Raw genomic sequence first — 25,646 nt, 5'->3', positions numbered from 1 at the left:
TATAATGATAGCTTCTAATTAGTGAAGCACACATTTAAGACATAAGTGTAACACTTATAATCATCAAAGAATATCATATTTATTTTTAGTGAGATAAAATTGAATAGAAAAATTGATGATTTACTAGCCGAGGTCAAATTTATATTTGCCTCGGCTTACTTTTTGCCACAATGATCTAATGTGGTACTACTTAATACTACCTTCTGATAAGATCTACTGCTTTTACTATAATAGGAGTATTTACCCGTCATTGTAGTAAGAATAAGAGTTTGTACCTGATTGTGTAACATTTTAATAGGAATATACACCTATATGACATGTAATCATGTACACAGTATAGAAAACAGGAAAATATAATTATGAAAAACACATGTAAAGCATTTATAGCATTTTGTCTTAGTACCTTTTCTTTAATCGCTCAAGAAGAATCTAGTTTATTATGGAAAATAGAAGGTGATGACATTAAGACTTCTTATGTTTTTGGAACCTTTCATTTAATTCCGCAAGCAGATTTTGTATTTAAGGATAAAGTAGAAAAGGCAATTAAGGATACAGAAATTACGGTTTTAGAACTTGATATGGATGACCCTCAAATGATGGGGGGAATGCAAGGTCTTATGCAATTAGACGGAGATGAGAAATTGAGTTCATATATGGATGAGAAAGAATATGAAATATTAGATACATATCTTAAAGAACATATGGGAGTAGGAATGACCGCTTTTAATACGTTTAAACCTTTTGCAGTATCATCTATGATCTCAATAGCGATGATGGGAAAACAAACAGTAAGTTATGAAGCTGAAATTATTAAAAGAACAAAGGAAGGTCAAAAAGAAGTAATCGGACTAGAAACACCAGAATTTCAAATAGGAGTTTTTGATGCACAACCATATGATGCACAAATGGATCAAGTCATAGAATATGTGTCTGATGAGAAGAAGGTTACTGGTATGTTTGACAATATGATCGAAAAATATAAAAAGGAAGATATTCTAGGGTTATATAATGCCATGAATGAAACGTTTGAGATGGACCCAGCATTACAAAAAGCACTTCTTGATGACCGGAATAATGATTGGATCGGTAAAATAGGAACTATTTCTAAAGACAAAAAAGCATTTTACGGTGTTGGTGCTGGTCACTTAGCAGGAGATCAAGGAGTCATTAATCTACTGCGTAAAGCAGGATATACAGTAACTCCTATTACAGAATAACGAAGCATATTATTACCATATAAAAAGCCTCCTATATATAGAATAGGAGGCTTTCGCAATATAAAATACGTGGTGCTTATTCTTTTTCTTCTGGCATAAGTATCGACAAGAAATAGTTTTCATCAAGAAACTTTTGTGCTACATTCTGAATATCTTTTGCAGTAAGATTATGTACTCTTTTTTCATATTCCGAAATATACGTGGCATCACGGTCTTGCTGTCTTAAATTTACAAGATTTGTTAGCCAGAAACGGTTCGTTTTTACCTGTTCTTTTCGAGCCACTAAGTAGGTTTCTTTTACTTTGGCAAGATCTTCTGCCGTAACACCTTCTTTTTTGATTTTTTCTACCTCAGCAAGTGAAGCAGCTACTAACTTATCTACGTTTTCTGGTCCACAAGGGAAAGAAATAGAGAAATCAAAATCGACAAATGTAATCTTACTAAGACTTCCTCGAGCGCCTACACCATACACGCCACCTTCTTCTTCACGTAGTTTCTCTACAAGTTTGATAGTAAGTACTTCCCCAAGTGCATTTGCTGCAAGTTCAGTCTCTCTATCATAGGTGGTTTCTTCTCGCCAAGCGATAGACACTGAGCTTTTTGGATCTGCTCCTCTATTAACGACAAATTTTTCATAGGTGTCTTTTTCTCTAAATTTTGTAGGGATATACTTTTCGTTACTATTAAGACCAGGTAAAGATGCTATGTACGCTTTCGCGAAAGCGGCCACTTGCGCCTCATCAACATTCCCTACGAAGTAAAAATGGAAATCCCCTGCATCGGCATAGCGTTCTTTAAATTTTGTATATGCTAGATCATAATCGGCGGCATCATATTTCTCAGCAGTAGGAAAACCTCCATAACGAGGATTGCCCTCATTACGTTTTGATCCAACTTTATCTTGAAAATAGAAACTAGGGTTTGCCATTAAGTTTCCTAAAAAGCTTTTTTGTTTTGTGACAAACGATTGGTAAGCTTCATTATCTTTATTTATATCTGTAAAGTATAGGTGTACCATTTGGAATAATATTTCCAAATCCTTAGGTGCTGCCGAACCTCTAAAATTCTCTGCCGAATTTGATAAAAATGGAGAAACATTAGCAATTTTCCCACTCATAAACTTAGACATATCTGTAAGAGATAAACCGCCTATTCCTGCTTGTGTAATACCACCATTGGCAAAAGATGTAGCAATTAAATCTTCATCAGAGTATAAGCTTGTTCCTCCAAAACTAAAGGCTTGAAAAAGGACTTCATCATTTTTAAAGTCTGTTTTTTTAATCGTAATGGTCGCTCCATTAGAAAGTGTCATTGTCGTAGTTCCTACAGCATCATTTTTTGTAGTAGAAACAATAGATCCAGGTGCAGGTAACTTCTCGATTAGAGCTTCTCGAACAGCTTCATCTTCATATGCAGTAATGTTTGCATTTTCTACCTCTTTGATTAAATCAAGTACTTGTGCTTCGGTTACTTTTTCAAGCCCTTCTTTTTCAGGTCCTGTAAGTGTGATCACACGATTGTCATCATGTATAAAAGCATTGATAAGCTTACTTACTTCTTCAAGCTCAATCCCATCTAGCAATCTTTTTGTAGTTGTAAATTGCCACTCTATTCCTGGAATAGGTTGTTTGTCTAAATAGTTGCTTACATATTGCCCTACAATACGACCACTCTCTATTTTATCACGATCATTATATGATTTCTCTAGTCTTGCAATGATACTTTTCTTTGCACGATCTAATTCTCCTTGTTGGAATCCATAACGCTTTACACGTTCGTTCTCTAGAAGTAGTGCTTTTAGTCCTTCTAGTTGTCCTTCGGCGCTAGTTTGTGCGATAGATTGATAGGCGTTTTTTGTTCTGGCAAAAGTGCCTCCGTAAAAAGAAAAACCAAATACAAAAGGAGGTTTTGCACTATTACGTAATTCTCCAAGACGATTATTAATAAGTTGTGAGAACAGATTGCGTACAAGCCCTTCTCTGTAATCTTTAATATTTACACTAGGTTCGGCATTTTTGCGATCCTTATACATAACATTTACACGACTAAAAGCAGCCTCAGGATCGGATGCTATTGCAATAAAAGTTTCTTCATGATTAGGAAGTTGGTAGCTCTCGCGTTCTTTTCCATTAGTAGTTGCAGGAATTTTTCCAAAATGATCCTTAATCTTTTGCTCCATTGTCTCTACATCAAGATCTCCTACAGCAACTACTGCCATTAACTCTGGACGGTACCATGTTTTATAATAACTACGAACGTCTTCATAACTGAAGTTTTCAAGATTTTCTTTAGTTCCTATAGGTAATCGATCTGCATATCTAGATCCATACATTATTTTTGGTAACGTCTCACGTTGCATGCGCTCTTCAGCTCCAAGACGTAATCGTAACTCTTCAAGAACAACGCCGCGTTCTCCATCGATGGCTTCTTCAGAAAGGGTAGTGTTATGTGCCCAGTCTTCTATGATTTGAAATCCTTTTTCAAGTTTTTCTGGATCATCACTAGGAATAGGAAGGATATATACCGTCTCGTCAAAACTAGTATAGGCATTTAAGTCTGCACCAAATTTTACTCCGATACTTTGTAAGTAATCTACAAGGTCATTTTTTTGAAAGTTCTTAGTTCCATTAAAGTTCATATGCTCCATAAAATGGGCAAGACCTAATTGTCGTTCTGTCTCCATAATAGATCCAGCATTTACTGCAAGTCGAAGCTCAACTTTGTCTTCTGGTTTTCCGTTATTACGTATGTAATAGGTAAGCCCGTTAGAGAGTGTTCCAACTTTTACATTAGGATCTACAGGAATCTCTGCTGTAGGAATTGGGGTTGATGATTGTACATCTCCAGAGGTTTGCGCGATGGCAAATCCTGCAGTGAGAAACAGACTAAGAAATAGTGTAATGTGTTTTTTCATATAGCAAATAATTGATGATTATAGATATTAAAACTATAAAGTTAGTTTATAACTAATGTTATTAACGTGAAAAAATGCATAAAATTTTAAAAACCATCTCTTTAAAACGTTAATATAGATGTTTTAAAGACTGTTTTCTTATACGCTTTCGCGAAAGCGTATATTTTATAATGAAAGAGAATATCCTATCTGTGTCCAATATCTGCGATCTGGAGAACTATTTATAAAAGAATCTATTCTATAGTCCAATCCTAATTCTATCTTGTTTTTGTTAGGTAAATCTTCCCAAAAGAAATATATAAGCAGAAACATAGAATCACCGTTTTCTAATAATGGTATTTATGTAGCTTCTTTCGTTTTAGGCATAAGAGGAAGGAGTACTTCAAAGACTTCTTGAATGGATCTTGCGCTTTCAAACTTGAGTAATAATCGAGATCCAGTACGTGTTTTCTTTTCCTCTAATTTTACACGATATGCATTTTCTTGTACAAATTGTAATACGCTAGTAAAGGCATCACTTTGATAAAATTCTGATGCTTGATCTGAGATAAAGAAACCTATAAATTTATCGTTTTTCATGACTACTTTTTCGATACCAATTTTGGTAGCGATCCATTTAATACGAACAGAATTTAATAAATCTTTTGCTTGATTTGGCAATGTTCCAAAGCGGTCTATGAGTTCTGCCTCAAAAATGGCAAGTTCATCTTCATTTTTGGTATTATTAAGTTGTGTATACAGATTAAGACGTTCGGAAATATTATTGATATAATCATCAGGAAAAAGCAAACTAAAGTCGGTATCGATAACGGTATCTTTTACGTAGTCTTTATTTGCTTTCGCGAAAGCGGCATCTCCTTCATACAATTCCTTAAACTCATTTTCTTTAAGTTCCTCGATGGCTTCATTTAGGATTTTTTGATAGGTGTCAAAACCTATTTCGTTTATAAAACCACTTTGTTCTCCACCTAATAAGTCTCCAGCACCACGTATTTCAAGGTCTTTCATGGCAATATTAAATCCGCTCCCTAATACAGAAAACTGCTCTAAAGCAGAGATACGCTTACGGGCATCTTCTGTCATAGCGCTGTATGGAGGTGTGATAAAATAACAGAATGCTTTTTTATTGCTTCGCCCTACGCGACCACGCATTTGGTGAAGGTCGGATAGTCCAAAGTTATTAGCATTATTTATAAAGATCGTATTGGCATTTGGCACATCAAGTCCACTTTCTACAATGGTTGTTGAGACTAGTACATCAAACTCTCCAGTCATAAAGGCAAGCATGAGATTTTCTAGTTTTTTACCTTCCATTTGTCCGTGTCCTACGGCTACTTTTGCATCTGGCACCAATCGTTGCACAAGTCCAGCAACTTCTTTAATATTTTCTATACGGTTATGAATAAAGAACACTTGCCCTCCTCGTTGAATTTCATAACTCACGGCATCTCGTATGGTCTCTTCAGAAAAACGAACGACACTACTCTCAATAGGATATCTGTTAGGAGGTGCTGTTGTAATCGTACTTAAATCTCTTGCTGCCATCAGGCTAAATTGCAATGTCCTTGGAATTGGAGTTGCCGTAAGCGTTAATGTATCTACATTTTCACTTATTGTCTTGAGCTTGTCTTTTACAGCAACACCAAATTTTTGTTCTTCATCTATAACAAGTAATCCTAGGTCTTTAAAAATGACATTTTTACTCGTGAGTTGATGGGTTCCAATAACAATATCTACTGATCCATTGGTGAGTCCTTCTAGGACATCACGTTTTTGTTTTGCTGTCCTAAAACGGTTAAGATATTCTACACGGATAGGAAAATCCTTAAGGCGTTCTCTAAAGGTTTTTGCATGCTGAAATGCTAAAATAGTGGTGGGCACCAGAATGGCAACTTGTTTGCCATTATCTACGGCTTTAAAAGCGGCGCGTATGGCTACTTCTGTTTTTCCAAAGCCTACATCTCCACATACCAATCGATCCATAGGACGATCGCTTTCCATATCTCGTTTTACATCTTCTGTAGCCGTACTTTGGTCTGGTGTATCTTCATAAATAAAACTAGCTTCAAGCTCGTGTTGCATATGCGAATCTGGACCAAAAGCATATCCTTTTTGTGTCCTACGTTTTGCATATAATTTAATGAGATTAAAAGCAATATGCTTGACACGCGATTTTGTCTTGGCTTTTAATTTTTTCCAAGCTTGACTTCCTAGTTTATAGATTTGAGGTGCTTTTCCATCTTTTCCTGTAAACTTGGTAATTTTATGAAGTGAGTGAATACTTAAATACAGGATATCACGCTCTCCATATACAAGTTTTATGGCTTCTTGCTTTTTGCCTTCGACATCTATTTTTTGAAGTCCACCAAATTTTCCAATCCCGTGATCGATATGCGTCACATAATCTCCTACTTTAAGGTTTGTTAATTCCTTAAGAGTGATGGCTTGCTTCTTTGCATATCCATTTTTAAGATTGAATTTATGATATCGTTCAAAAACCTGATGATCTGTATATACTACTATTTTTAAATCATCATCTATAAATCCTTGATACAAGGAAACGACAATAGTTTCATAAGGAGCAACATCGGTTTGCGCATCATCAAAAATATCTCGAAAACGCTTAGCTTGTTGCTCACTTACACACGCGATATAGTTTTTATATCCAGTTTTATGGTTATCATTTAAATTCTGAATGAGTAAATCAAATTGCTTATTAAATGAAGGTTGTGGTTGCTGGTTATATACCACCAGTGTATTTATCTTTACATCCGTTACCGATGTACTGATATCTATGGTTTGAAAGCTTTCTAATTCAGATTTTAATAAGGTTCCTTTACAGAATAACTCGGCAGGAGTAGCATGTTTGATCTCCGAAGACAATTTTGTAAAGGCTTCTTCCGCTTTTGCAAAATTAGTATCAATCCGATCATAAAATAAGGATCTGTTCTTTATAAAAACTAAGGTATTGCTCGCAATATATTTAAGGAAAGTATCACGTTTTTCTTCTAATGCTTTGTTTTCTACATTAGGCATGATCGAGATTTTCTTTACTTGATCAGAAGAAAGTTGCGTCTCTACATCAAAGGTACGTATACTATCTACTTCGTCTCCAAAAAACTCTACGCGATACGGCTCATCATGACTAAAAGAAAATACATCTACAATTCCTCCACGCACAGAAAATTCACCAGGTTCTGTGACAAAATCAACACGCTTAAAATGATACTCAAAAAGCATCTCATTTATAAAGTCGATAGACAATTTATCTCCTACATTTACTTTTAAGGTTTGCCTGTCTAATTCTCTACGCGTAACTACTTTTTCAAATAACGCATCAGGATAGGTCACAATAAGTGCCGACTTTTTCCTACTATTAATTCGGTTTAAAACCTCTGCTCTCAGTAGTACATTTGCATTGTCTGTTTCTTCTATTTGATAGGGTCTTCTATAACTTCCTGGATAGAATAATACGTTGACTTCTTTACGTAATTGCTCTAAGTCATTAAGGTAATACGCAGCTTCTTCTTTGTCATTAAGAATAAGTAGAATTGGGCGTTCTATTTGCTCAAAAACAGCACTTATAGTATAAGATAATGCAGAACCTATAAGGCCTTTTGCTTGTATGTTTCGGTGATTTTGGGCAATAGCATCCTGCAGTTTCAAGAGTTGTTGAGACTGTGCAAGTTGATGCGAGAGTGTTGTTTTACTCACGTGAGAATTAATTTAAAACAAAGATACGTGGTAATTACGCTTTCGCGAAAGCGGAAACAGAAAATTAATTATTGTTTTGAGTTTTTTACACACTAGGAACATCTCCCTCAGTCCCTCCTTTTTAGGAGAGAAGACTCGAACGTAAAATTGTGCACATGTAATGATGATTAAAAAATAGAGTAACACTCTAAATTAGAGTAGTACTCTATTTTTTATTAAAGCACCTAGTCGGTCATTCGGTCATTTCGATACTATTTATAAAGTGCTTCTAGCACTCTATAAATCACTCAATGTCCTTAGGTTATTGTTTTATAGTATCGAAATGACGGGATTAGAGCCTAAACGTAGCAAGGTCATTGATTTTTATATAATAATGTACTTCAACACGCTTAGTACAGCAACTTTTATAAGAAGCGACATTTAATCAAAATCTACCCGTATAACTACCTGTTTTCGCATTATTAATGAGCTGTTTGTTAGGATATTACAAACGTGTTTATGTATATTTGAGGGTCATATGTATTGATTCTCAGGTATGTATGATACACTCTATGAATCACTAAAACCTCAAAGTACCACACATTATGTCTCAATTAATTTCCTATTACAACAGCGGTCATATTGCACTTAGTTCGGCTGTAAATCTTCCGTATACAACATTGATTTTAGCGTTCTTATTTACCAATGAAAATGACCCATTGTCATTACAAATTGCAGGAGGAATGGCTGCATCGGCATCTCCACCTCAATTAACACAGCACACTATTGATGCCATAGCATCATTAAAGGCTAATGATCAAAAAGTAATGATCTCTTTTGGAGGCGGTCAGATGTCTTCAAAAGGATATGCTGGTATTGTTGGCAATGAAGTGCAAATGGCGCAATCTATTGCGGCATTTGTAAAAAAATACAACCTGGATGGTGTCGACCTTGACTTTGAAGATACGCAGGCTTTTATGGGAAAAGCAACCTATAATGGTGTTGATCTTCTCGTTAATTTAACCAAGGCACTTCGACAAGAACTACCAAGCCCGCAATACCTGATTACACATGCGCCGCAACCACCGTATCTACAAGTTGGAAGTGGGATGGATGGATATGTAACCATTATGGAAGAAGCAGGTGATCAAATAGACTGGCTCAATGTTCAGTTTTATAATAACCCACCTTGGAGCGCCGATCCTAGCGAAATTATAAGTGCCTATCATACATTCTCTCAATTACAAGGAATGAGCCCAGAAAAATTGATGATCGGACTTCCAGTAACAAGTCATGATGCGGGATCTGGATACATGCCTGTAAACGAAATTGTGACAGATGTTATGCAACCTATACAACAAGATGGAGTACTTGGTGGTATGATGAACTGGCAATTCTCTAGTGATACTAATGGCACTTGGGGAACCACTATTGGAGATGCATTAAACCAAGGGGCGATTTCATAATCGAGTCTTTACTTATTCAAACGCTCTTTTAATTTGATATGTGGCGCTGTTTTCCTGTTAGTATATGCGTGTAAAGAAATCATTGCTAGTAGTACAATAGCGCCACAAAGGGCATAATAAGCAATACTTTCTATACTGTCTTTATGCCGTATGTAAATGGCGATGAGCGCCCATACTGCGACACCAGCAAACTCACGCATATTACGTGTCTTAATCATAAAAATATTGAGAAGGACAGCAATAGTAATCATGAGTATGGTCCATGTAATTTGAGTAGACTCAACCCCCGTAAGATCTATACTTGCAAAAAAGGCGCTAAAATTTGCAATAGTAGCTACGGCGATCCAGCCTGAATAGATACAAATAGGCCACCATACAAACGCAATGATTTCTATAGGAGCATCCCATCGTTCCATATTAGTCTTTCGTATGATTTGTAAAAGACTGATTAAAATACCTAGCATAATGAATACAGAAAGACCTACATATTCATAGGTAAAGGCGACGACCCAACTTGCGTTTAAGATATTTGCAATGGTAAACCACCAGCCAGTTTGCTCAATAAACAACGATTCTTTTTTGCTAAAAAAAGCGCTGCGTATTTGAAATATAACATACCCAATAAGCATTAAAAAGATAAGGCCCCAAATAGCAAATGCATATCCAGCAGGTGTAAAGAGATTCTCGTAGGCATCACTTACTTCTCCTATGGTTGTATTATTCCAACGTTGTGATTGGGATAAGCCATTTACTAAGAGGACGAGAATGACTGAAAGTAAGTTTACAATAGCGAGTACTTTTTTCATAATTCCTTGATGGATTTTTATAAAGGTACGTATGCTTTTGCACATCAGCTAAGTTCAGTATAAACTTCTGTGTTGTTTACTTCTTAAAAGCGGACTCAAAACAATAATTTATGCAAATTGCTCACAAAGCGCTAGCGTATCTTTAATATCCTGAAACGTAGTACGAGGATTAATAAGACACATTCTAAGAACCACTTGACCATTAAGGATGGTAGTAACTAGAAAGGCTTCTTTTGATGCGACGACATTTTCTGATATTTTCTGATTTAAAGCATCAAGCTGTTTTTCAGAATGATGGTTTCCTATAGGGTTGTATCTAAAATTTATAATGGCTAATGTCGCAGGAGAAACAATTTCCCACTTTGAGCTTTTACGGAGTAATCGTTCTGTTTTTTCAGCGAGTTCTATGTTATAGGTAACCGCATTCCTAAAGGCTTTTAACCCAAATGTTTTAAGAGACATGTAAAACTTTAAAGCTCTAAAACGCCGTGTAAGTTGAACCCCGTGATCATAAAAGTTGATCTCAGATTCGTTACCTTCTATATCTCTTAGGTATTCTGGTTTTTCTAAAAATGTACTTTTAAGATGTTTATGATTACGTATTAATAGGCATCCCATTTCGTAAGGCTGGAAGAACCATTTATGAGGATCTACAGTAACGGAGTCTGCTTTAGAAATTCCCTTAAGGAGTTCTTTCCCTTTTTTAGAAAGAATCGCAGCACCTCCATAGGCTCCATCTATATGAAACCATAGTTTCTCTTCTTTACAGATTCTTGCAATTTCTGTAAGCGGATCAATGGTACCTGTATTTGTAGTGCCTGCAGTCCCTATAACGCAAAAGGGATGAAGCCCTTCTAAGCGGTCTCTTGCAATCGCATTTTTTAATTTTATAGTAGAAAACTTGAACTCAGAATCTGTTGGGATCAAACGGATTTGTTCTTTTCTAAATCCTATGGTTCTAATCGCTTTTACATTACTAGAATGTGCTTGATCGGATAGATATATAATTGCTTTAGAAAAATCATCACCACACATCACACGACGCGCAGCTACAATAGCAGTTAGATTTGCCATAGAACCACCACTGGTAAAAATGCCACCTCCTTTTTTTACAGGAAGCCCAAATATTTTAAGTAGCCAACTTATAGTTACAATTTCTAGTTCTGCAGCGGGTGGTGATTGTGACCATCCACCAGAAAACACATTGTATCCTGTAGCAAGTGTATCTGCCATAGCACTTATATAATTGCTAGGTCCAGGAACAAATGAGAAAAATTTTGGGTGCGCTGCAATAGCCCCTTTATTCATGACTTTTTCAATCACAAAATCTAAGACTTCTTTTGGGTCTGAAGCTTTTTCTGGAGCTTCTTCAAGAAATAAGTTGTCCATCTCTTTACGACTTCCTGTTGCAATAGGATTTTTGTCATTAAGAGTGTCATAATGTGCAACTACAGCATCTACAACGCTATAGCCATAAGCAGTCATCTCTTCTTTAGAAAGTTCTAAAGTGTCTTTGTTCATGAGTGTCTATTTTACTAGACTGCAAAGGTAGGTTATTGCTCAGACCATTAAAATTATTTAGAGTTTTGTTTACTTAAAACAAGCAACAAACTTTTCAAAATCTTCGGCAGTATTATACACGTGTGGAGCAACTCTAATGGCTTCTCCTCGTATGCCTACGGAGATATCGCTTTCGCGAAAGCGTACTTTTAACACTTCCATATCCATATGATCAGGAAGATAGACACCAAATAGATGTTTAGAACGATAGGCTTCGTCTTCTATAAAGCAACCTAGATCTCGTAATTGTTGTATCGCAGTAGCAGAAATTGTATGACAATAATCTTGAATGTTTTGAACGCCCCAATCCAATAATTGCTCAATCGCTTTGATTTGCATAGGAACTAGAATAAAATTGCTAGATTCTCCTACAGAAAAACGATCGGCTTTGGGTTGGTATTCATCTTGATAGTTCACAAGCTGACTAAAATCCTCACTATTTTTTCTGTTGATCCAATTGTATTCTAGTGGTTGCCCATCATTAAAAGTATCAGCATAATAAGCCATTCCTATAGAGTAAGGGCCTAGTAACCATTTATAGCCACCAGTAATTAATGCATCTGGCTGAATCTCTTTTACAGAAAAAGGAAGTGCGCCTATGCTTTGAGTACCATCTATAATTAATTTTGCACCTACTTGGTGCGCTCTTTTACGTATTTCTATTAGGTCAAACAGAGTACCGTCTGCCCAATGGATATGTCCTATAGCGACAACTTTTGTTTTTGGGTTTATAGCTTCCAGAATACTTTTATTCCAGCGTTGACCTCTGTTTTCAAAAGTTGTAGGTGGAGCTATCACATTTATAATAGCGCCAGTTATGTTTGCTTTTTCGCGCCAAGCGTATACATTACTTGGAAACTGCTCATCTACCAGAAGAATCTCATCTCCTTGTTGTAATGCTATATTTTTTGCAACGGTAGCAATTCCATAAGATACCGAAGGAATGATGGCACAATTCTGATAATCAGGAGCATCGATGAGTTGTGCAAATCGTTGTTTTATTAAGACCCGATCTGTAAAAAAATCATCTTGAGAAATCGCCATGGGGTTATTTTTTCTCACAATACTTTCCAGTCCTACTTGCGCAACACTTTTGAGTTGAGGAGACATATAAGCTCCATTGATGTATGTTGCGTTTTCTGGAAGTGAGAAGAGGTGTTTTTGATGTTGCATAGCAATTTTTTATAAAGAGATGATCTATGAAAATAGAGTAGAGCGAAAATAATTTATTTAGTATCGATTATATCTTATAGTATTCTTAATTTTACTTAGATATATTCATCACATACTTTATATCATAAAACACATTCTTCATGAAAATATTTGCAGAGACAGAACATCTCATTCTTAGGGAAATTGTTATAGAAGATACCGGTGATATGTATCGTTTGGATAGTGATCCTTTGGTGCATAAATACCTAGGAAATAACCCTCTTCATTGTAAGGGGAAGGCTCGTTATTATATAGATTATATCCGTATGCAATATGAGAAGCATGGGATAGGTCGTTGGGCTGCTATAGAAAAATCGAGTGGTGATTGGATAGGATGGACAGGGCTTAAAATGAATACCGAGTGGTCACCAAATGGGCATAGCAATTTTTATGATATAGGCTACCGATTTATGCCTCAATATTGGGGTAAAGGTTACGCTACAGAGTCTTCTATCGCAGCAAGAGACTATTTTTTTGAGCATTTTCCAGAGCAGAAACTTTGCGGAATAGCGGAGTTAGAAAATGGTGCTTCATGCCGTGTGCTAGAAAAAATAGGACTGGAACGTAAAGAAGATTTTTTTTATGAACCCGAAAATCTTATGCTAGCTTGGTTTGATAGTGAACTTTCGTAATTTAATTATTTCCAAGTTTGACCATTTAAGGTTAAAGCAGCTTTAAGAACATCTTTCTGACTGATTTGCCCTACGAGTTTTCCGTTTTCTACGATAGGAAAACGACGGCGTTTTGAATTTACAAACTTGTTTGCAGCATCAAAAACATTCATATTTCCATCTATGGTTTCGACTTCTTTTGCCATGTGTTTTTCTACAATCATATCTGCCATAGGCATATTGTAATATCGACTTTCTGAGATTTGCTTCATACAATCACCTTCAGAAATAATGCCCATAAGTTCGTTGTTTTCGTTAACAACAGGCCCTCCAGAAATTTTATTTTTAATGAGGGTATTCATGACTTCGAGGACAGATTGATCTGGTCTGAATGTGATGAGTTTTTTAGTCATGTAATCACTCACTTTTATATCTGTTGGATTGCCTTTTGTAGGTTTGGCGCGACGTCCAGTAAAACTTTTGATTCCCATAACGTTTTCTTTTTTTAATAAGTAAATCCACTTAAAGTTAGTGAAATAAAAGGATATTGTGTGGTTTCTGCTTTCGCGAAAGCAGAAACATCTTCAAAAATTGTATTTTTAGGATAACTAAACTAACTCTTATGAAACGTATTGTCCATATTTTTTCTCTTGTGCTCATTGTTGCTTTGATTTCGGTCGCATTTAACTCATTACTTCCAAAAGAGATAAGTGGTTTGGATACACCAGAGACTGAGTTTTCTACCGAGCGTGCTATGCAACATCTAGAAATTATAGCAAAAGAACCACATTTTGTGGGAACAAAAGCACACGATGAGGTACGTGATTATATTGTACAGGAGCTTAAAAAATTAGGATTGAACCCTCAAATACAAGAGGGATATACTTTTGATGAATGGAATGGATATGGCAACTTAGTAAAGCCACAAAACATCTTAGCTCGTATCAAAGGAACTGGTGACGGAAAAGCATTATTATTGATGTCTCATTATGACAGTGCTCCGCATAGTTCTTCTCACGGAGCTAGTGATGCAGGTTCTGGAGTTGTTACAATACTAGAAAGTGTGAGAGCTTATGTAGCAAGTGGAGCAACACCTAAAAATGATATTATTATCTGTATTACAGATTCTGAAGAACTAGGACTTAATGGTGCTTCTCTATTTGTAAATGAACATCCTTGGGCAAAAGACGTTGCTTTGGCACTTAATTTTGAGGCAAGAGGAAGTGGAGGGCCTTCAAATATGATTGTAGAAACAAATGGAGGAAATGCTAATCTTATTAAGAGTTTTATAGAAGCAGATGTGACGTATCCAGTAGCTACCTCATTGATGTATAGTATCTATAAAAAATTGCCTAATGATACAGATTCTACCATCTTAAGAGAAGATGGAGATATTGATGGTTTTTTCTTTGCCTTTGTAGATGACCATTATGATTATCATACCATTAATGATACTGCAGAAAACTTAGACAGAAATAGCTTAGAACATCAAGGAAGCTATTTAATGCCTTTACTAGCACATTATGCAAATGCAGATTTATCTACTGTAAAAGCAAGTGAAGATTATGTGTATTTTGATATTGCTGTAGCAAAATTTGTTGCATATCCTTTTTCCTGGGTTTGGCCTATGCTAGTGCTTGCTATTGTACTTTTTATTGTTCTTTTAGTATACGGATATAGAAAGAAAAGACTTGATAAAAAAGCGATTGGAAAAGGGTTTGGAGCATTTATGTTAAGTTTAATTCTTGGAGGAGGAACTATGTATTTGTTTTGGGAACTCATCAAATTACTATACCCGTCTTATAATGATATCCTTCCTGTATTTCTCTACAACGGTCATTGGTATATCATTGCGTTTGTGTTTTTAGGTCTGAGTCTGTGTTTTGGAATTTATCATAAGATGGTAAAACCAGAGCATACCGCAAGTTCATTAGTCGCTCCTCTTACAATCTGGTTACTTATAAATACGGCATTGGCGTTAGAACTTCAAGGAGCGGCATTTTTTATTATACCTGTTTATTTTGGGTTACTCGCTCTTTTCTTATTAATACGACAGCATAATCCTAGTATGACTTTATTGGTCTTGCTATCGGCACCAGCTATATTTATTTTTGCTCCTTTAATACAGTTTTTCCCGATAGGGTTAGGACCAAATATGTTATATGTTTCAGTTATTTTTCTAGTCTTACTTTTTGGATTGCTAATTCCTGTTTTTGGTCTTTTTAGAAATAAGAAAATAGTTGGAGTTCTAAGCCTGTTAATGGCTATCATTTTTTTAGGAATAGCACATGTAAAATCTGATGCATCTCCAGAGAGACAACAACCTAATAGTCTATTATATTATCATAATGCAGATACAAATAAGGCATACTGGGCGACCTATAATAAACAGATAGATGATTGGACTCGTGGTTACTTAGGAGATAATCCAGAACTGGCAACTACATACATAGGAAATGCAGCCGGAAGTAAGTATAACACACCTTATACATATGCAAAAGAAACAGCCGTTATTAAATTGCCCGAAAGCAAAATAAACGTGGTTCAAGATACGGTTATAGGAGATGTAGTATATTCAACAATGACCATTGTTCCTCAGCGTGCCGTGAATCAAATGCGCTTGTATACAGATCAAGAAACCGTATTTACCCATATGGAGTATAATGGGAAAGTATATGCGCCAGACAGTACAGAAACATTGTATAAAAAGAGAGGAAGTAAAGGAATCTTAAGTTATTATATGTCCTTAGGAGATTCTTTAGAATTTAAATATGGAGTTGCTAAAGGAGTAACCCCTAATTTTACCCTGAAAGAGTTCTCGTATGATTTACTTGACAATCCTAGTTTTACAGTTTCGGCGAGACCTAATACAACAAAACCAAATCCATTTATAGCAAATGATGCTGTTGTTGTAGAGCGTAAGATTGATGTGTCCGCTTTCGCGAAAGCAAAAAATGATACAATTGCCGTTGGTCAAGAAGTTATAGAGAAATCGATTGATTAGAAAGTTATTAAAAGGGTTTTTTTTGATACTGATTGTACTTGTATGTATACAATGTACTACCTATTATCTCTTTGGAAAAAAGAATATTATATATCCGATTGGAAAACACTATGAAACTTTTGTTTTTTTCTCAGAAAATGAATTTGAAGAGATTTTTGTAGGAGCAAATGCCCCCTTAGAAGAAGAGAAAGTAGTGGCGTCTTTTCCTATTTTTGCAGCATATAAATTAGAATTGTGCGAGGCGTTACCCAATAAGTGTATAGAAGAGTATGATTGGAATAAAAAAGGGAGATATCATTATTTTTTTGAAATAAAAACGGGTGGTGTATTTGCAATTCATACCATAGCCGAGTTTGAACATGCTACACAGTATGGTGCATCTTGGGAATCACATTATGTTTGGGTATTATTTAAATGGATATTGATCAAAAAAGAAAATAGAGGCATATCTTGATGTTGTTTATATTCGTTTTTGCGAAAGCGAATAACTTACATTTTTTACGACTAAAAAAGAGTACTAAGATTCCTGCTTTTTGTAGGAAAGAAAAAAAGAACTATTGAATAAAAGAATCACAATTGCAGGTTTAGGATGGTTAGGCAATGCCTTTGCATCCACCCTTATAAGTTTAGGGTATACCGTAAAAGGAAGCGTTACAGATAGTGGTAAAGCACAAGAACTTACCGAAAGAGGAATTACTGCATTCCCACTTGTTTTAACAGAAGGAGGCGTTACAGGAGAAGTGAGAAGTTTACTTTCTGATACAGATGTATTGGCTATTATGATTCCACCAGGACTTCGTAGAAATACAGGGGTAAATTATGCATTAAGAATGGCTCATTTTTCACACCAAATAGAAGAATCATCCATTAAAAAAGTAATTCTTGTAAGTAGCACTTCTGTGTATGATGATGATCAAGGACACGTCACCGAAAAGGATGTGCCAGAACCGCAAAATAATGCTGCAAAGCAATTATATGATGTTGAACAAATCTTTTTTAATACGCCTGCTTTTGAGACGACTATTGTGCGTTTTGGAGGATTGTTTGGAGGTAATCGCAATCCTGTGCGTTTTGTAGCAGGTAGAAAGGGATTAAGTAATGGTGATGCTCCTGTAAATATGATTCATCGGGAGGATTGTATTGGGATTCTTTTATCTATTATTCAAAAAGATGCTTTTGGGCATATGTTTAATGCCGTGGCGCCACAACACCCTACAAAACGAGAGTATTATACAGCGCAAGCAGAAAAATTAGATTTAGAATCTCCTGAATATAGTATAGAAAAAGATGCTAATTTTAAGAAAGTAGATAGTATATGTATAGATAGTATATTGTCCTATACATTTAAAGTGACATTGTGATTGTGTTAATGTCGTATGCCGTGAAATTATCTTGATTGTAGTGCCGTATTTAAGGTACGATACAAATATTATTTCAAAGAAAAACCACCTCATTAATGAGGTGGTTTTTTTATGCTTTCGTACTTCAGCTATGCTCAGCATAAACTTCAGCGTATACTATATAATACTACCAGATACGAACACGTTTTTCTGGAGCTAAATACATATCGTCTCCTTCTTTAATGTCAAAAGCTTTGTAAAAAGCATCAACATTTAAAAGAGGTTGTATAGCACGTACTTGACCAGGTGAGTGCGGATCTGTCTTTACTTGTGTACGAATAGACTCATCACGAGCTTTTGTTCTCCATACAGTTGCCCAAGACATAAAGAAACGTTGTTCTGCCGTAAATCCATCAATATCATCAGGACGACCATTTTCTTTAAAGAATTTTTGAAGACCATCATACGCTCCAAGAACACCTCCTAAATCTCCAATGTTTTCTCCTAAGGTGAATTTTCCATTTACATATACACTGTCTAAAACTTCTAGACTGCTGTATTGTTCTGCAAGTGCATTTCCTCTTTCTGTAAATGCTTTAAGATCATCATCCGTCCACCAGTTTTTTAAGTTTCCGTCGCTATCAAAACGAGCTCCACTATCATCAAATGCGTGAGAAATCTCATGACCAATAACAGCTCCTATTCCTCCATAATTTACGGCCTCATCTGCTGTATAGTTATAGAAAGGTGGCTGTAAAATAGCTGCTGGAAATACAATCTCGTTGTTTAATGGATTAAAGTATGCGTTTACTGTTTGTGGAGACATCCCCCATTTTGATTTATCTACAGGCTCTCCTATATCTGCATAGTTTTTGTCTTGACCCCATTTACCTACAGCAGTCATATTTTCAAAATATGTCTTGTCTGCAGATACTTCCATTGCACTATAATCTTCCCATTTATTTGGGTATGCAATTTTCACAGTAAATTTATCAAGTTTTTCGATAGCTTTTGTTTTTGTTTCTGCTCCCATCCAGTCTAAATCTTGGATTCGAGACTTATATGCTTCGATCACATTTTTAATCATTGTTTCTGCACTTGCTTTTGCTTCTGGCGGAAACTTAGCATCTACATACAATTGCCCTAATGCTTCTCCTACAGTTCCATTTACAGTAGCGAGTGCACGTTCATCTGCAGCACGTTGTTTTTTTGCGCCACTTAAGTATTTACTATAAAATTCCCAGTTTGCAGTTTCTATATCTGTACTTAGTAGTCCCGAAGCACTATTAAATGTATCCCAGCGTACTAATGTCTTAAGGTCATCTATAGAAGTTTCTTTTAAGAATGTGTCTAAAGCTCCTGAGTATTTTAATTGTGTAACAATAAGAGAGTCAAACTTCTTTGTGATCCCTATATCGGAGATCATCTTTTTTATGTCTATTGACGAAAATATAGCATCTGCTTGATCTATAGAACGCACATTGTTAAAGTTTCTAGCATCACGGCTTTCTACTTTATCAAGGCGTGGTTCGGCTAGTGTTGTTTCCATAGCTAAGATTTTCTCAGCAGCAGCAGTTGCATCTGCTTCACTATCTCCAAGCATTTGTAACATGCGAGCAACGTGTTTTTTGTATTCTTCACGTATCTCTTTAGACTTTGTATCTTGTTCTAGATAGTAATCACGATCAGGTAATCCAAGACCATTTGCTCCTAGATATACTGCATTCATAGAGCTGTCATTAAGATCTGCTCCAGCTCCTATACTTATAAAAGGAGAGCTTACTGCAGGATTTGTAGAAAGTACTGTTTGTAAGTCTACAAGATTTTTTATTCCATCTATTTCTTCTAGAGCTGGTAAAAGAGGTGTGATTCCTGCCTTATTACGGGCAACAGTATCTAATTTTGTATCAAAGATAGCAAGTGCTTTTGCTTGATCAGAACCAGGACTGTATTTTCCACTAGCTTTTGCTTCTGCTAGTATTTCTAATACATCTGCATCTGTAGATTTACGTAATACACTAAAGCCTCCCCAGCTTGTACGGTCTGCAGGGATTTCTGTGTTTTTCATCCAACTACCATTTACGTAGTTGTAAAAGTCATTTTTTGGACTTACCGAAGTGTCCATATTTTCAAGGACAATTCCAGGTATTTTTTCTGTAACGGGCGCTGTTTTTCCTCCTTCTGTGGTTTCTTGTTTACAACTTGTAAACGCAATAGCACAAGAAGCTAGAATAATCGCAGATTTTACTAGTTTCATGCTGTTATTAGGTTTCTTGATTATGGTGAATAAGACGTGATTTCTTATATATTGTTACAACGAAAATACAAAAGTATATATTGAGGATTTGCAGTATAATGTAAAGTGCTAATTCTTAAGCATTTTAAGAGTCTGTAAGCTATCCCATTTCTTCTTGATTGCAGTAATTTCAGATACATTTTCATTTGGGATTGCAATAGATAGTACGTAGTGTTTTACTTTCCAGATTCCGTTTATTTTTTTTACTACTCCAGACCCTCTACAGATACCCATTTGTGTTTTGAGATGCTCATCAAACCATGCTGTATCCCCATTAGTATCCATATAGATGTTCCGTTCTAATGTTGTAAATGTCCAAGCTTTTCCTTTGTCAAAATAAGGTTTTGAGAAATCTCTAAAAGCTATATTTTGCCAGTTTTCTGTTGCATCTGTCCCTATAAAAACTGCGTCGTCTGCCATCTTACCAAAATAGGCATCAAAATAGGCTTCTGCAGCAGCTTTATGCCATGAAACAAGCATTGCATCTATTACATCTTTATCTGAATTTTGACTTAGTATTGTTGTCGAGATAGATAAAAATAGAAGAAATATGGAGATCCGTATCATTGTTTTGTTTTATATATTTCTACAGGTGGTTTTCCTCGAGGAGTTGGTTTTTCATCTTCAGGTTCGTTTGGGGCATCTGGAACTTGATTGAGCTCTTTTAGCATCTCTTCTATACTAAGCGCAAAATTCTCATTGATTTGTAGATTTAGATTTTGAAAAGCATTTTTGAGTTCTACCACAGCTAGCCCTATTTCTTGAGCATCTGGTTCCCCTTTTTGAACATAATTATTTAAGACTTTTAGCTTTGTTTCTATCGTTAATAATCTCGCTTTTATAGCGGGGCTATCTAAATTACTAGGAATAAGTGCTACACTCGCCTCTTCTGCCTCTTCCTGTGCATTAAACAATGGAATGATATTACTTAATTGGTTTTTGAGTGTCCCTAAAGATACATTCTGAATACTATCAAATCTTGTAGAAAAGGTTTGATACAGTTGCCAGTCTTTGGTTGCTTCTTTAGCTTTTGAAGTGAGACGTAATGAAGGTTTTAATCCAGCGACTGCAGGAATTGTTAAAGTGTCTATTGTGCCTATAGAGGCTGTGTTTTCTATACTTTGTGTTTCTTTTTTTGTGCAAGCACTTAAAAAAAATAAGGAGCTTAGTAAGTATATGGAAATACGCAGTTTCATAAGTATTTTAAAAGTTGATAGACAAAAGTAGCCTAAATCGTAATATACAAGAAAATTTTATGATTAAGTTTGCTTTTGTATACGCTTTCGCGAAAGCGTACATTTATTCAAAAAATATTTACATGAAATCAAGAATACTTATTATAGGAGCTTGCGGCCAGATAGGGACAGAACTTACAATGGCATTAAGTGAGCGTTTTGGAAAAGATAAAGTTGTAGCTAGTGATATACGAGAAGGGAATGAATCTATGATGAAGAATTCTCATTTTGAATTGCTTGATGCGACAGATTTAAAGGCGGTAGAAGATGTTATTTTTAGATATAAAGTAGATACAGTATATCTTATGGCTGCTATGTTAAGTGCTATTGCAGAGCGATTTCCTGCAAAGGCATGGGATCTTAATATGAATTCTCTTTTTCATATCCTTAATCTAGCCAAAGAAGGAAAAGTAAAGAAGGTATTTTGGCCTTCTAGTATTGCTGTTTTTGGAGAAACAACTCCAGCTCAAAACACAGCACAAACGACCGTCATGGAACCCTCTACGGTATATGGGATTTCTAAACAAACAGGAGAACGTTGGTGTGAGTATTATCATAAAAAATTTGGGGTGGATGTGAGAAGTATTCGTTATCCAGGACTTATAAGTTATACTACAGAACCAGGAGGAGGTACTACAGACTACGCGGTAGATATTTATCATCGAGCGTTAAAACATGGGCAATACCGTTGTTTCTTAAAAGAAGGAACGATTCTTCCTATGATGTATATGGATGATGCTATTAAGGCAACTATAGGTATTATGGATGCAAAAGATGAAGATATTAAAATACGATCTTCTTATAATCTGGCTGCTGTAAGTTATGCGCCAGAAGATGTTGCGGCGAGTATTCAAAAACAGATCCCAGATTTTGAAATCATCTATGAACCTGATTTTAGACAATCTATTGCCGATACTTGGCCTCAGAGTATAGATGATAGTGAAGCGAGACGAGATTGGGGTTGGTCACATAAATTTGGTCTTGATGAGATCACACAGACAATGCTTGAGAATTTAAGAAATAAATATATTAAATAACAAATTGTTTTAGTTTTTAAAAAGATACTCTAAAACTGAAGTTAGGTGTAATTCCTAGTGATGTATTATCAATTTTAGAAATAGTACTGTCATCATTTACTATAAAGTAGGTGTTTAGTATGTTTTTACGGTTTAGAACATTCCAGACAGATACACCTATTTTCCCCTTTGCTTTCCCTTTTAAAGAAAAGCTATAGGTTGATGAAAAATCGGTTCTTACATAGTCATTTACACGCTCACTATTGGGAGAACCATAGATAATTTCTCTAACAAAAGGACTATCCCCACTTGGCAATGTAGTTACATTACCAGATCGCCAGTTAACACCTAGTGCAAATTTTAGGTTGTCGCCTATAGAGTATGTGCCGGCAAAGGTTAGTGCGTGCGTTATATCTGCATTATTAGGGAAAGGATTCCCATCATTAAGAGAGTCAAATTGATAATTATTATCACTAAAAGAATAACTTAACCAAGCGCTTACATTCCTAAATCGTTTATTAACGAGGAAGTCAACACCTCTTACTTCAAAGTCTCCAACGGCATTTACAAATTGGAATTGGTTTTGAAAACCTTGACTTCGCGCTGTAATTCCATCTACTTTTTTAAGAAACCCTTCTACACTTATAAGTAATTTATTCTTATTGTATTGTACCCCTACAGAAGCTTGTTTACTTTTGATAATAGGTATTGATGTTTCATTTGCGAGAACCCAACGTCTACTTTCTACTCCTAAGAAATCATTTTGTCTATCTATTATTTGTGAAGTAGTCTGACTTTTTAATTCTCCTAAAACTTCTAGTTTAAATGACTTGAGAAATTTCTGACTAAAACTTAATCTAGGTTCTATGATAGCCCTGTCAAATTTTCTGAAATAATTAGCACGTAACCCTGTTTTTAAATTTGTTTTTTTTGAGTTTGAAGTTAGATGTAATTCACTATAAAGTGCGTGACTTCTTAGAACTTCTTTTACATTACTTCTAAAAGGAGGGTTATCAATATCTTCTAGATTTGTGATACCAACTTCAAAAAATTGATAACCATTCATCCAGGTAATCCCCTTGCGAGGCTTATAGGTTGTGTTTAGTTTTACTCCTGTATCAAAAACTTCATTTTCTTGATTTAAACGTTGATCGTTCAAGATATCTGAGTTTGTAGCATCTAGTGTATAGAGTGATCCGTATACCTGTACATCACTAGTAAAAGTAGAGCTCCAGTCTCTACTATATGTAAATCCAGTAGCGAGATTACGTTGTGTGATACCGCTACTAGATGCTTCTCTTGTGTTTAAAACTGTTGTTTCTTCTAAGTAATCTAGAGAATTAAAAATGGAAGTAAAATTAAGACGTAATCTGTCTTTTTTTGAAATGTCGTAAAGGAATTTTGTCCCTATGTCATAAAAATAAAATGCTTCATCTCTAATGACTGTTTGGTCAGTGTCAGGACGGCTATTTGTGATTTCTGTATTTTGGAAAATACGATCAAAATATTGCTTAAACGTAGGTGTTTGTATTACATCGGTGATAGATCTACGCGCAGATACTTGAAGTTCTAATTTATCTGATATTGGGATTTTTGCAATTCCATTTGCATCAATAAAATTAAATCCCAAACCTCCAGAAAAGGTGTCATTTATAGTTTGATCTAACTGTATATCTATAATACTAGAAACACCATCTCCATATATAGCACTTGTGCCATTTTTTGCAATAAAAACATTTTTTGCAAGATGTGGATTGAAGGCAGAGATCAAGCCAAAAAAGTGTCCAGATTGATATACTTTAATCCCATCCCATAAAATGAGATTTTGATCATGAGTACCTCCTCTTACATTAATGTTTGAGACTGTTTCGTCAACACTTAATATACCTGGAAGCGCTTGTATAGTTTGTAATATATCTGGCTCGATGAGTCCAGGTAATATTCCAAAATCATCAGATTTTACAATAATAGCTCCAGTGTTACTTGTAGAAATACCTGAGGTTAAATAGTCTTTTATATATACTTCTTCCAGTTGCTGATTTATAAAGCTATTTTCTAATGTTTTTTTGATAGCAATAAAGCGATTATCTATAACTTGAAATTTTAAATCTGTGTTTTGTTCTAAAATAAATAAAACCTCTTTCAAGGTTAGATTGTCTTCGGGAATAATAGATGTTTTATTGAGTATGGTGTTATCTGCGTAAGAAAAGCGGATGTCATAGCGAGACTCTATAAGCTCAAGGATATAGGAGAGGGATTGTTTTTCAGCTTCTTCTTTGGTTTGAGACAGGATTTTTGAGAAACTAAAAAGGACAATAATAAAAAAGAGAATGAGTCTATTCTTGTTATTCACTCTTTAAAGTTATCATTCGATTTGTTCTAGAGAATTTCAAATTTAGCGGTAAGGTAATCGATTTTAATGCAATATCCATATTATCGTGGATAAAACTTCCTGTATAAAGTTGTTTGGCGTCTATTTCTTCTAGATGTATAGCAATCCCATACTGTCTTTCAAATTCAGCAATTACAACACTATATGGCATGCTTTTAAATGTACTAGTGTTGTTAATCCAAGATGGATTTTCTTGTGTTGTTTTTGTTTGACCTGAAGTACCATTTATGTATGTATAACGATCTCCTTCTTTTAAAAGAATAGATGATCCATTATGATTTACACGTACAGATCCTTCATAGCAAATAACTTCAAATAATTCTTCACGATCTTTTACTATAAATTCGGTACCAACAACGGTTACAAGTCCTGACGCTGTTTTTACATGAAATGTAGCTCCTTTTTCTACTTTAAAAAAAGCTTCTCCTTTTAATTCAACTTCACGATTTATATCCCATTCATCAGCATCATAGGTTAATGACGATAAGGCGTTAAGTGATACACTAGAGTGATCAGGAAGTTCTAACGTTTGTTTTTGACTAGCCAGTGTTGATACCTCAGTTTCTTGAATAGAAAAAGAGTAGTATACGCCAAAAATGACTAAAAGAACAGCTGCGATAGAAGACAAAGGTTTGAACCAATTCCTTTTTTGTTTTACTTCTATGATTTTTTCTATTTTTTCAAATTCTACATGTGTATCATAAGAATCTGCCTTAAAGTAACGCATGCTATTAGAGATACGTAGTAAATCTTCATAATCATCCAGATTCTTAAAGAGTTCGAGCTCTTTAGAATCAAGTTCATTATCTAACCACTTTTTTATTAATTCTTCTCTTTTCATAACATGTGTCCAATAGTATAACAACTTAAACCTAATAATTCCT

At 35.3% G+C, this 25,646-nt stretch carries 19 protein-coding genes; 7 read left to right on the top strand and 12 right to left on the bottom strand.

Annotated features, from left to right (window positions below):
• Positions 1-359: 359 nt before the first annotated feature.
• Complete coding sequence (locus ABJD27_RS08325; RefSeq protein ID WP_348172209.1) at positions 360-1,217, top strand: TraB/GumN family protein; 858 nt, start codon at positions 360-362, stop codon at positions 1,215-1,217.
• A 76-nt stretch (positions 1,218-1,293) separates the two neighbouring features.
• Here ABJD27_RS08325 and ABJD27_RS08320 read toward each other — a convergent pair whose 3' ends face one another.
• From ABJD27_RS08320 to mfd, 3 genes are all read right to left on the bottom strand, one after another.
• Complete coding sequence (locus ABJD27_RS08320; RefSeq protein ID WP_348172212.1) at positions 1,294-4,131, bottom strand: insulinase family protein; 2,838 nt, start codon at positions 4,129-4,131, stop codon at positions 1,294-1,296.
• A 165-nt stretch (positions 4,132-4,296) separates the two neighbouring features.
• Positions 4,297-4,443 carry a hypothetical protein gene (locus ABJD27_RS08315; protein ID WP_348172215.1) on the bottom strand — a complete coding sequence of 49 codons (147 nt, stop codon included), beginning with the start codon at positions 4,441-4,443 and terminating at the stop codon, positions 4,297-4,299.
• A gap of 27 nt (positions 4,444-4,470) precedes the next feature.
• Positions 4,471-7,845, bottom strand: coding sequence for a transcription-repair coupling factor (mfd, locus tag ABJD27_RS08310; RefSeq protein ID WP_348172224.1), 3,375 nt, complete (start codon positions 7,843-7,845; stop codon positions 4,471-4,473).
• A gap of 584 nt (positions 7,846-8,429) precedes the next feature.
• On the opposite strand from mfd, the gene ABJD27_RS08305 reads away from it, so the two are divergent.
• On the top strand, positions 8,430-9,290 hold the full coding sequence (locus tag ABJD27_RS08305; protein WP_348172227.1) for a glycoside hydrolase family 18 protein: 861 nt from the start codon (positions 8,430-8,432) through the stop codon (positions 9,288-9,290).
• 8 nt (positions 9,291-9,298) lie between these two features.
• On the opposite strand, the gene ABJD27_RS08300 is transcribed toward ABJD27_RS08305, so the two are convergent.
• The 3 genes from ABJD27_RS08300 to ABJD27_RS08290 form a co-directional block, all read right to left on the bottom strand.
• Positions 9,299-10,096, bottom strand: a complete 798-nt coding sequence (locus tag ABJD27_RS08300) for a tryptophan-rich sensory protein (protein WP_348172230.1) — start codon at positions 10,094-10,096, stop codon at positions 9,299-9,301.
• A 108-nt stretch (positions 10,097-10,204) separates the two neighbouring features.
• On the bottom strand, positions 10,205-11,617 hold the full coding sequence (locus ABJD27_RS08295) for an aminotransferase class V-fold PLP-dependent enzyme (protein ID WP_348172233.1): 1,413 nt from the start codon (positions 11,615-11,617) through the stop codon (positions 10,205-10,207).
• A gap of 69 nt (positions 11,618-11,686) precedes the next feature.
• Positions 11,687-12,829 carry an aminotransferase class V-fold PLP-dependent enzyme gene (locus ABJD27_RS08290; protein ID WP_348172236.1) on the bottom strand — a complete coding sequence of 381 codons (1,143 nt, stop codon included), beginning with the start codon at positions 12,827-12,829 and terminating at the stop codon, positions 11,687-11,689.
• A 140-nt stretch (positions 12,830-12,969) separates the two neighbouring features.
• Here ABJD27_RS08290 and ABJD27_RS08285 point away from each other — a divergent pair, with 140 nt between their 5' ends.
• Positions 12,970-13,500, top strand: a complete 531-nt coding sequence (locus ABJD27_RS08285; RefSeq protein WP_348172239.1) for a GNAT family N-acetyltransferase — start codon at positions 12,970-12,972, stop codon at positions 13,498-13,500.
• A 5-nt stretch (positions 13,501-13,505) separates the two neighbouring features.
• Here the strand turns inward: ABJD27_RS08285 and ABJD27_RS08280 are convergent, their stop codons facing one another.
• On the bottom strand, positions 13,506-13,970 hold the full coding sequence (locus ABJD27_RS08280) for a CBS domain-containing protein (RefSeq protein ID WP_348172242.1): 465 nt from the start codon (positions 13,968-13,970) through the stop codon (positions 13,506-13,508).
• 131 nt (positions 13,971-14,101) lie between these two features.
• Here ABJD27_RS08280 and ABJD27_RS08275 point away from each other — a divergent pair, with 131 nt between their 5' ends.
• The 3 genes from ABJD27_RS08275 (at position 14,102) to ABJD27_RS08265 (ending at position 17,844) form a co-directional block, all read left to right on the top strand.
• The gene (locus tag ABJD27_RS08275) at positions 14,102-16,483 is read left to right on the top strand and encodes a M28 family peptidase (RefSeq protein WP_348172245.1); all 2,382 of its coding nucleotides are present in this window, start codon (positions 14,102-14,104) and stop codon (positions 16,481-16,483) included.
• Between the two features lie 22 nt (positions 16,484-16,505).
• Positions 16,506-16,937, top strand: coding sequence for a hypothetical protein (locus ABJD27_RS08270; RefSeq protein WP_348172248.1), 432 nt, complete (start codon positions 16,506-16,508; stop codon positions 16,935-16,937).
• Between the two features lie 103 nt (positions 16,938-17,040).
• The gene (locus tag ABJD27_RS08265) at positions 17,041-17,844 is read left to right on the top strand and encodes an NAD(P)H-binding protein (RefSeq protein WP_348172251.1); all 804 of its coding nucleotides are present in this window, start codon (positions 17,041-17,043) and stop codon (positions 17,842-17,844) included.
• Between the two features lie 166 nt (positions 17,845-18,010).
• On the opposite strand, the gene ABJD27_RS08260 is transcribed toward ABJD27_RS08265, so the two are convergent.
• From ABJD27_RS08260 to ABJD27_RS08250, 3 genes are all read right to left on the bottom strand, one after another.
• Positions 18,011-20,080: a M13 family metallopeptidase gene (locus tag ABJD27_RS08260; RefSeq protein ID WP_348172254.1), complete on the bottom strand. Its 2,070-nt coding sequence runs from the start codon at positions 20,078-20,080 to the stop codon at positions 18,011-18,013.
• Between the two features lie 108 nt (positions 20,081-20,188).
• The gene (locus tag ABJD27_RS08255; RefSeq protein WP_348172257.1) at positions 20,189-20,686 is read right to left on the bottom strand and encodes a nuclear transport factor 2 family protein; all 498 of its coding nucleotides are present in this window, start codon (positions 20,684-20,686) and stop codon (positions 20,189-20,191) included.
• Positions 20,683-21,315: a hypothetical protein gene (locus ABJD27_RS08250; RefSeq protein ID WP_348172260.1), complete on the bottom strand. Its 633-nt coding sequence runs from the start codon at positions 21,313-21,315 to the stop codon at positions 20,683-20,685. Before ABJD27_RS08250 ends, ABJD27_RS08255 begins: the two co-directional genes overlap by 4 nt.
• Positions 21,316-21,437: 122 nt before the next feature.
• Here ABJD27_RS08250 and ABJD27_RS08245 point away from each other — a divergent pair, with 122 nt between their 5' ends.
• On the top strand, positions 21,438-22,391 hold the full coding sequence (locus ABJD27_RS08245) for an NAD-dependent epimerase/dehydratase family protein (protein WP_348172263.1): 954 nt from the start codon (positions 21,438-21,440) through the stop codon (positions 22,389-22,391).
• Positions 22,392-22,407: 16 nt separating this feature from the next.
• On the opposite strand, the gene ABJD27_RS08240 is transcribed toward ABJD27_RS08245, so the two are convergent.
• Entirely contained in the window at positions 22,408-24,723 is a 2,316-nt protein-coding gene (locus tag ABJD27_RS08240) for a TonB-dependent receptor plug domain-containing protein (RefSeq protein WP_348172266.1), read from the bottom strand.
• A complete protein-coding gene (locus tag ABJD27_RS08235; protein ID WP_348172269.1) occupies positions 24,716-25,603 on the bottom strand; it encodes a FecR family protein in 888 nt (295 codons plus the stop codon). The genes ABJD27_RS08240 and ABJD27_RS08235 overlap by 8 nt, the downstream gene beginning before the upstream one ends.
• Between the last annotated feature and the right edge of the window lie 43 nt (positions 25,604-25,646).

The sequence above is a fragment of the Dokdonia sp. genome, from assembly GCF_039945015.1.
Classification (GTDB): Bacteria; Bacteroidota; Bacteroidia; order Flavobacteriales; family Flavobacteriaceae; genus Dokdonia.
This window is presented reverse-complemented; position numbering and strand designations above follow the sequence as displayed.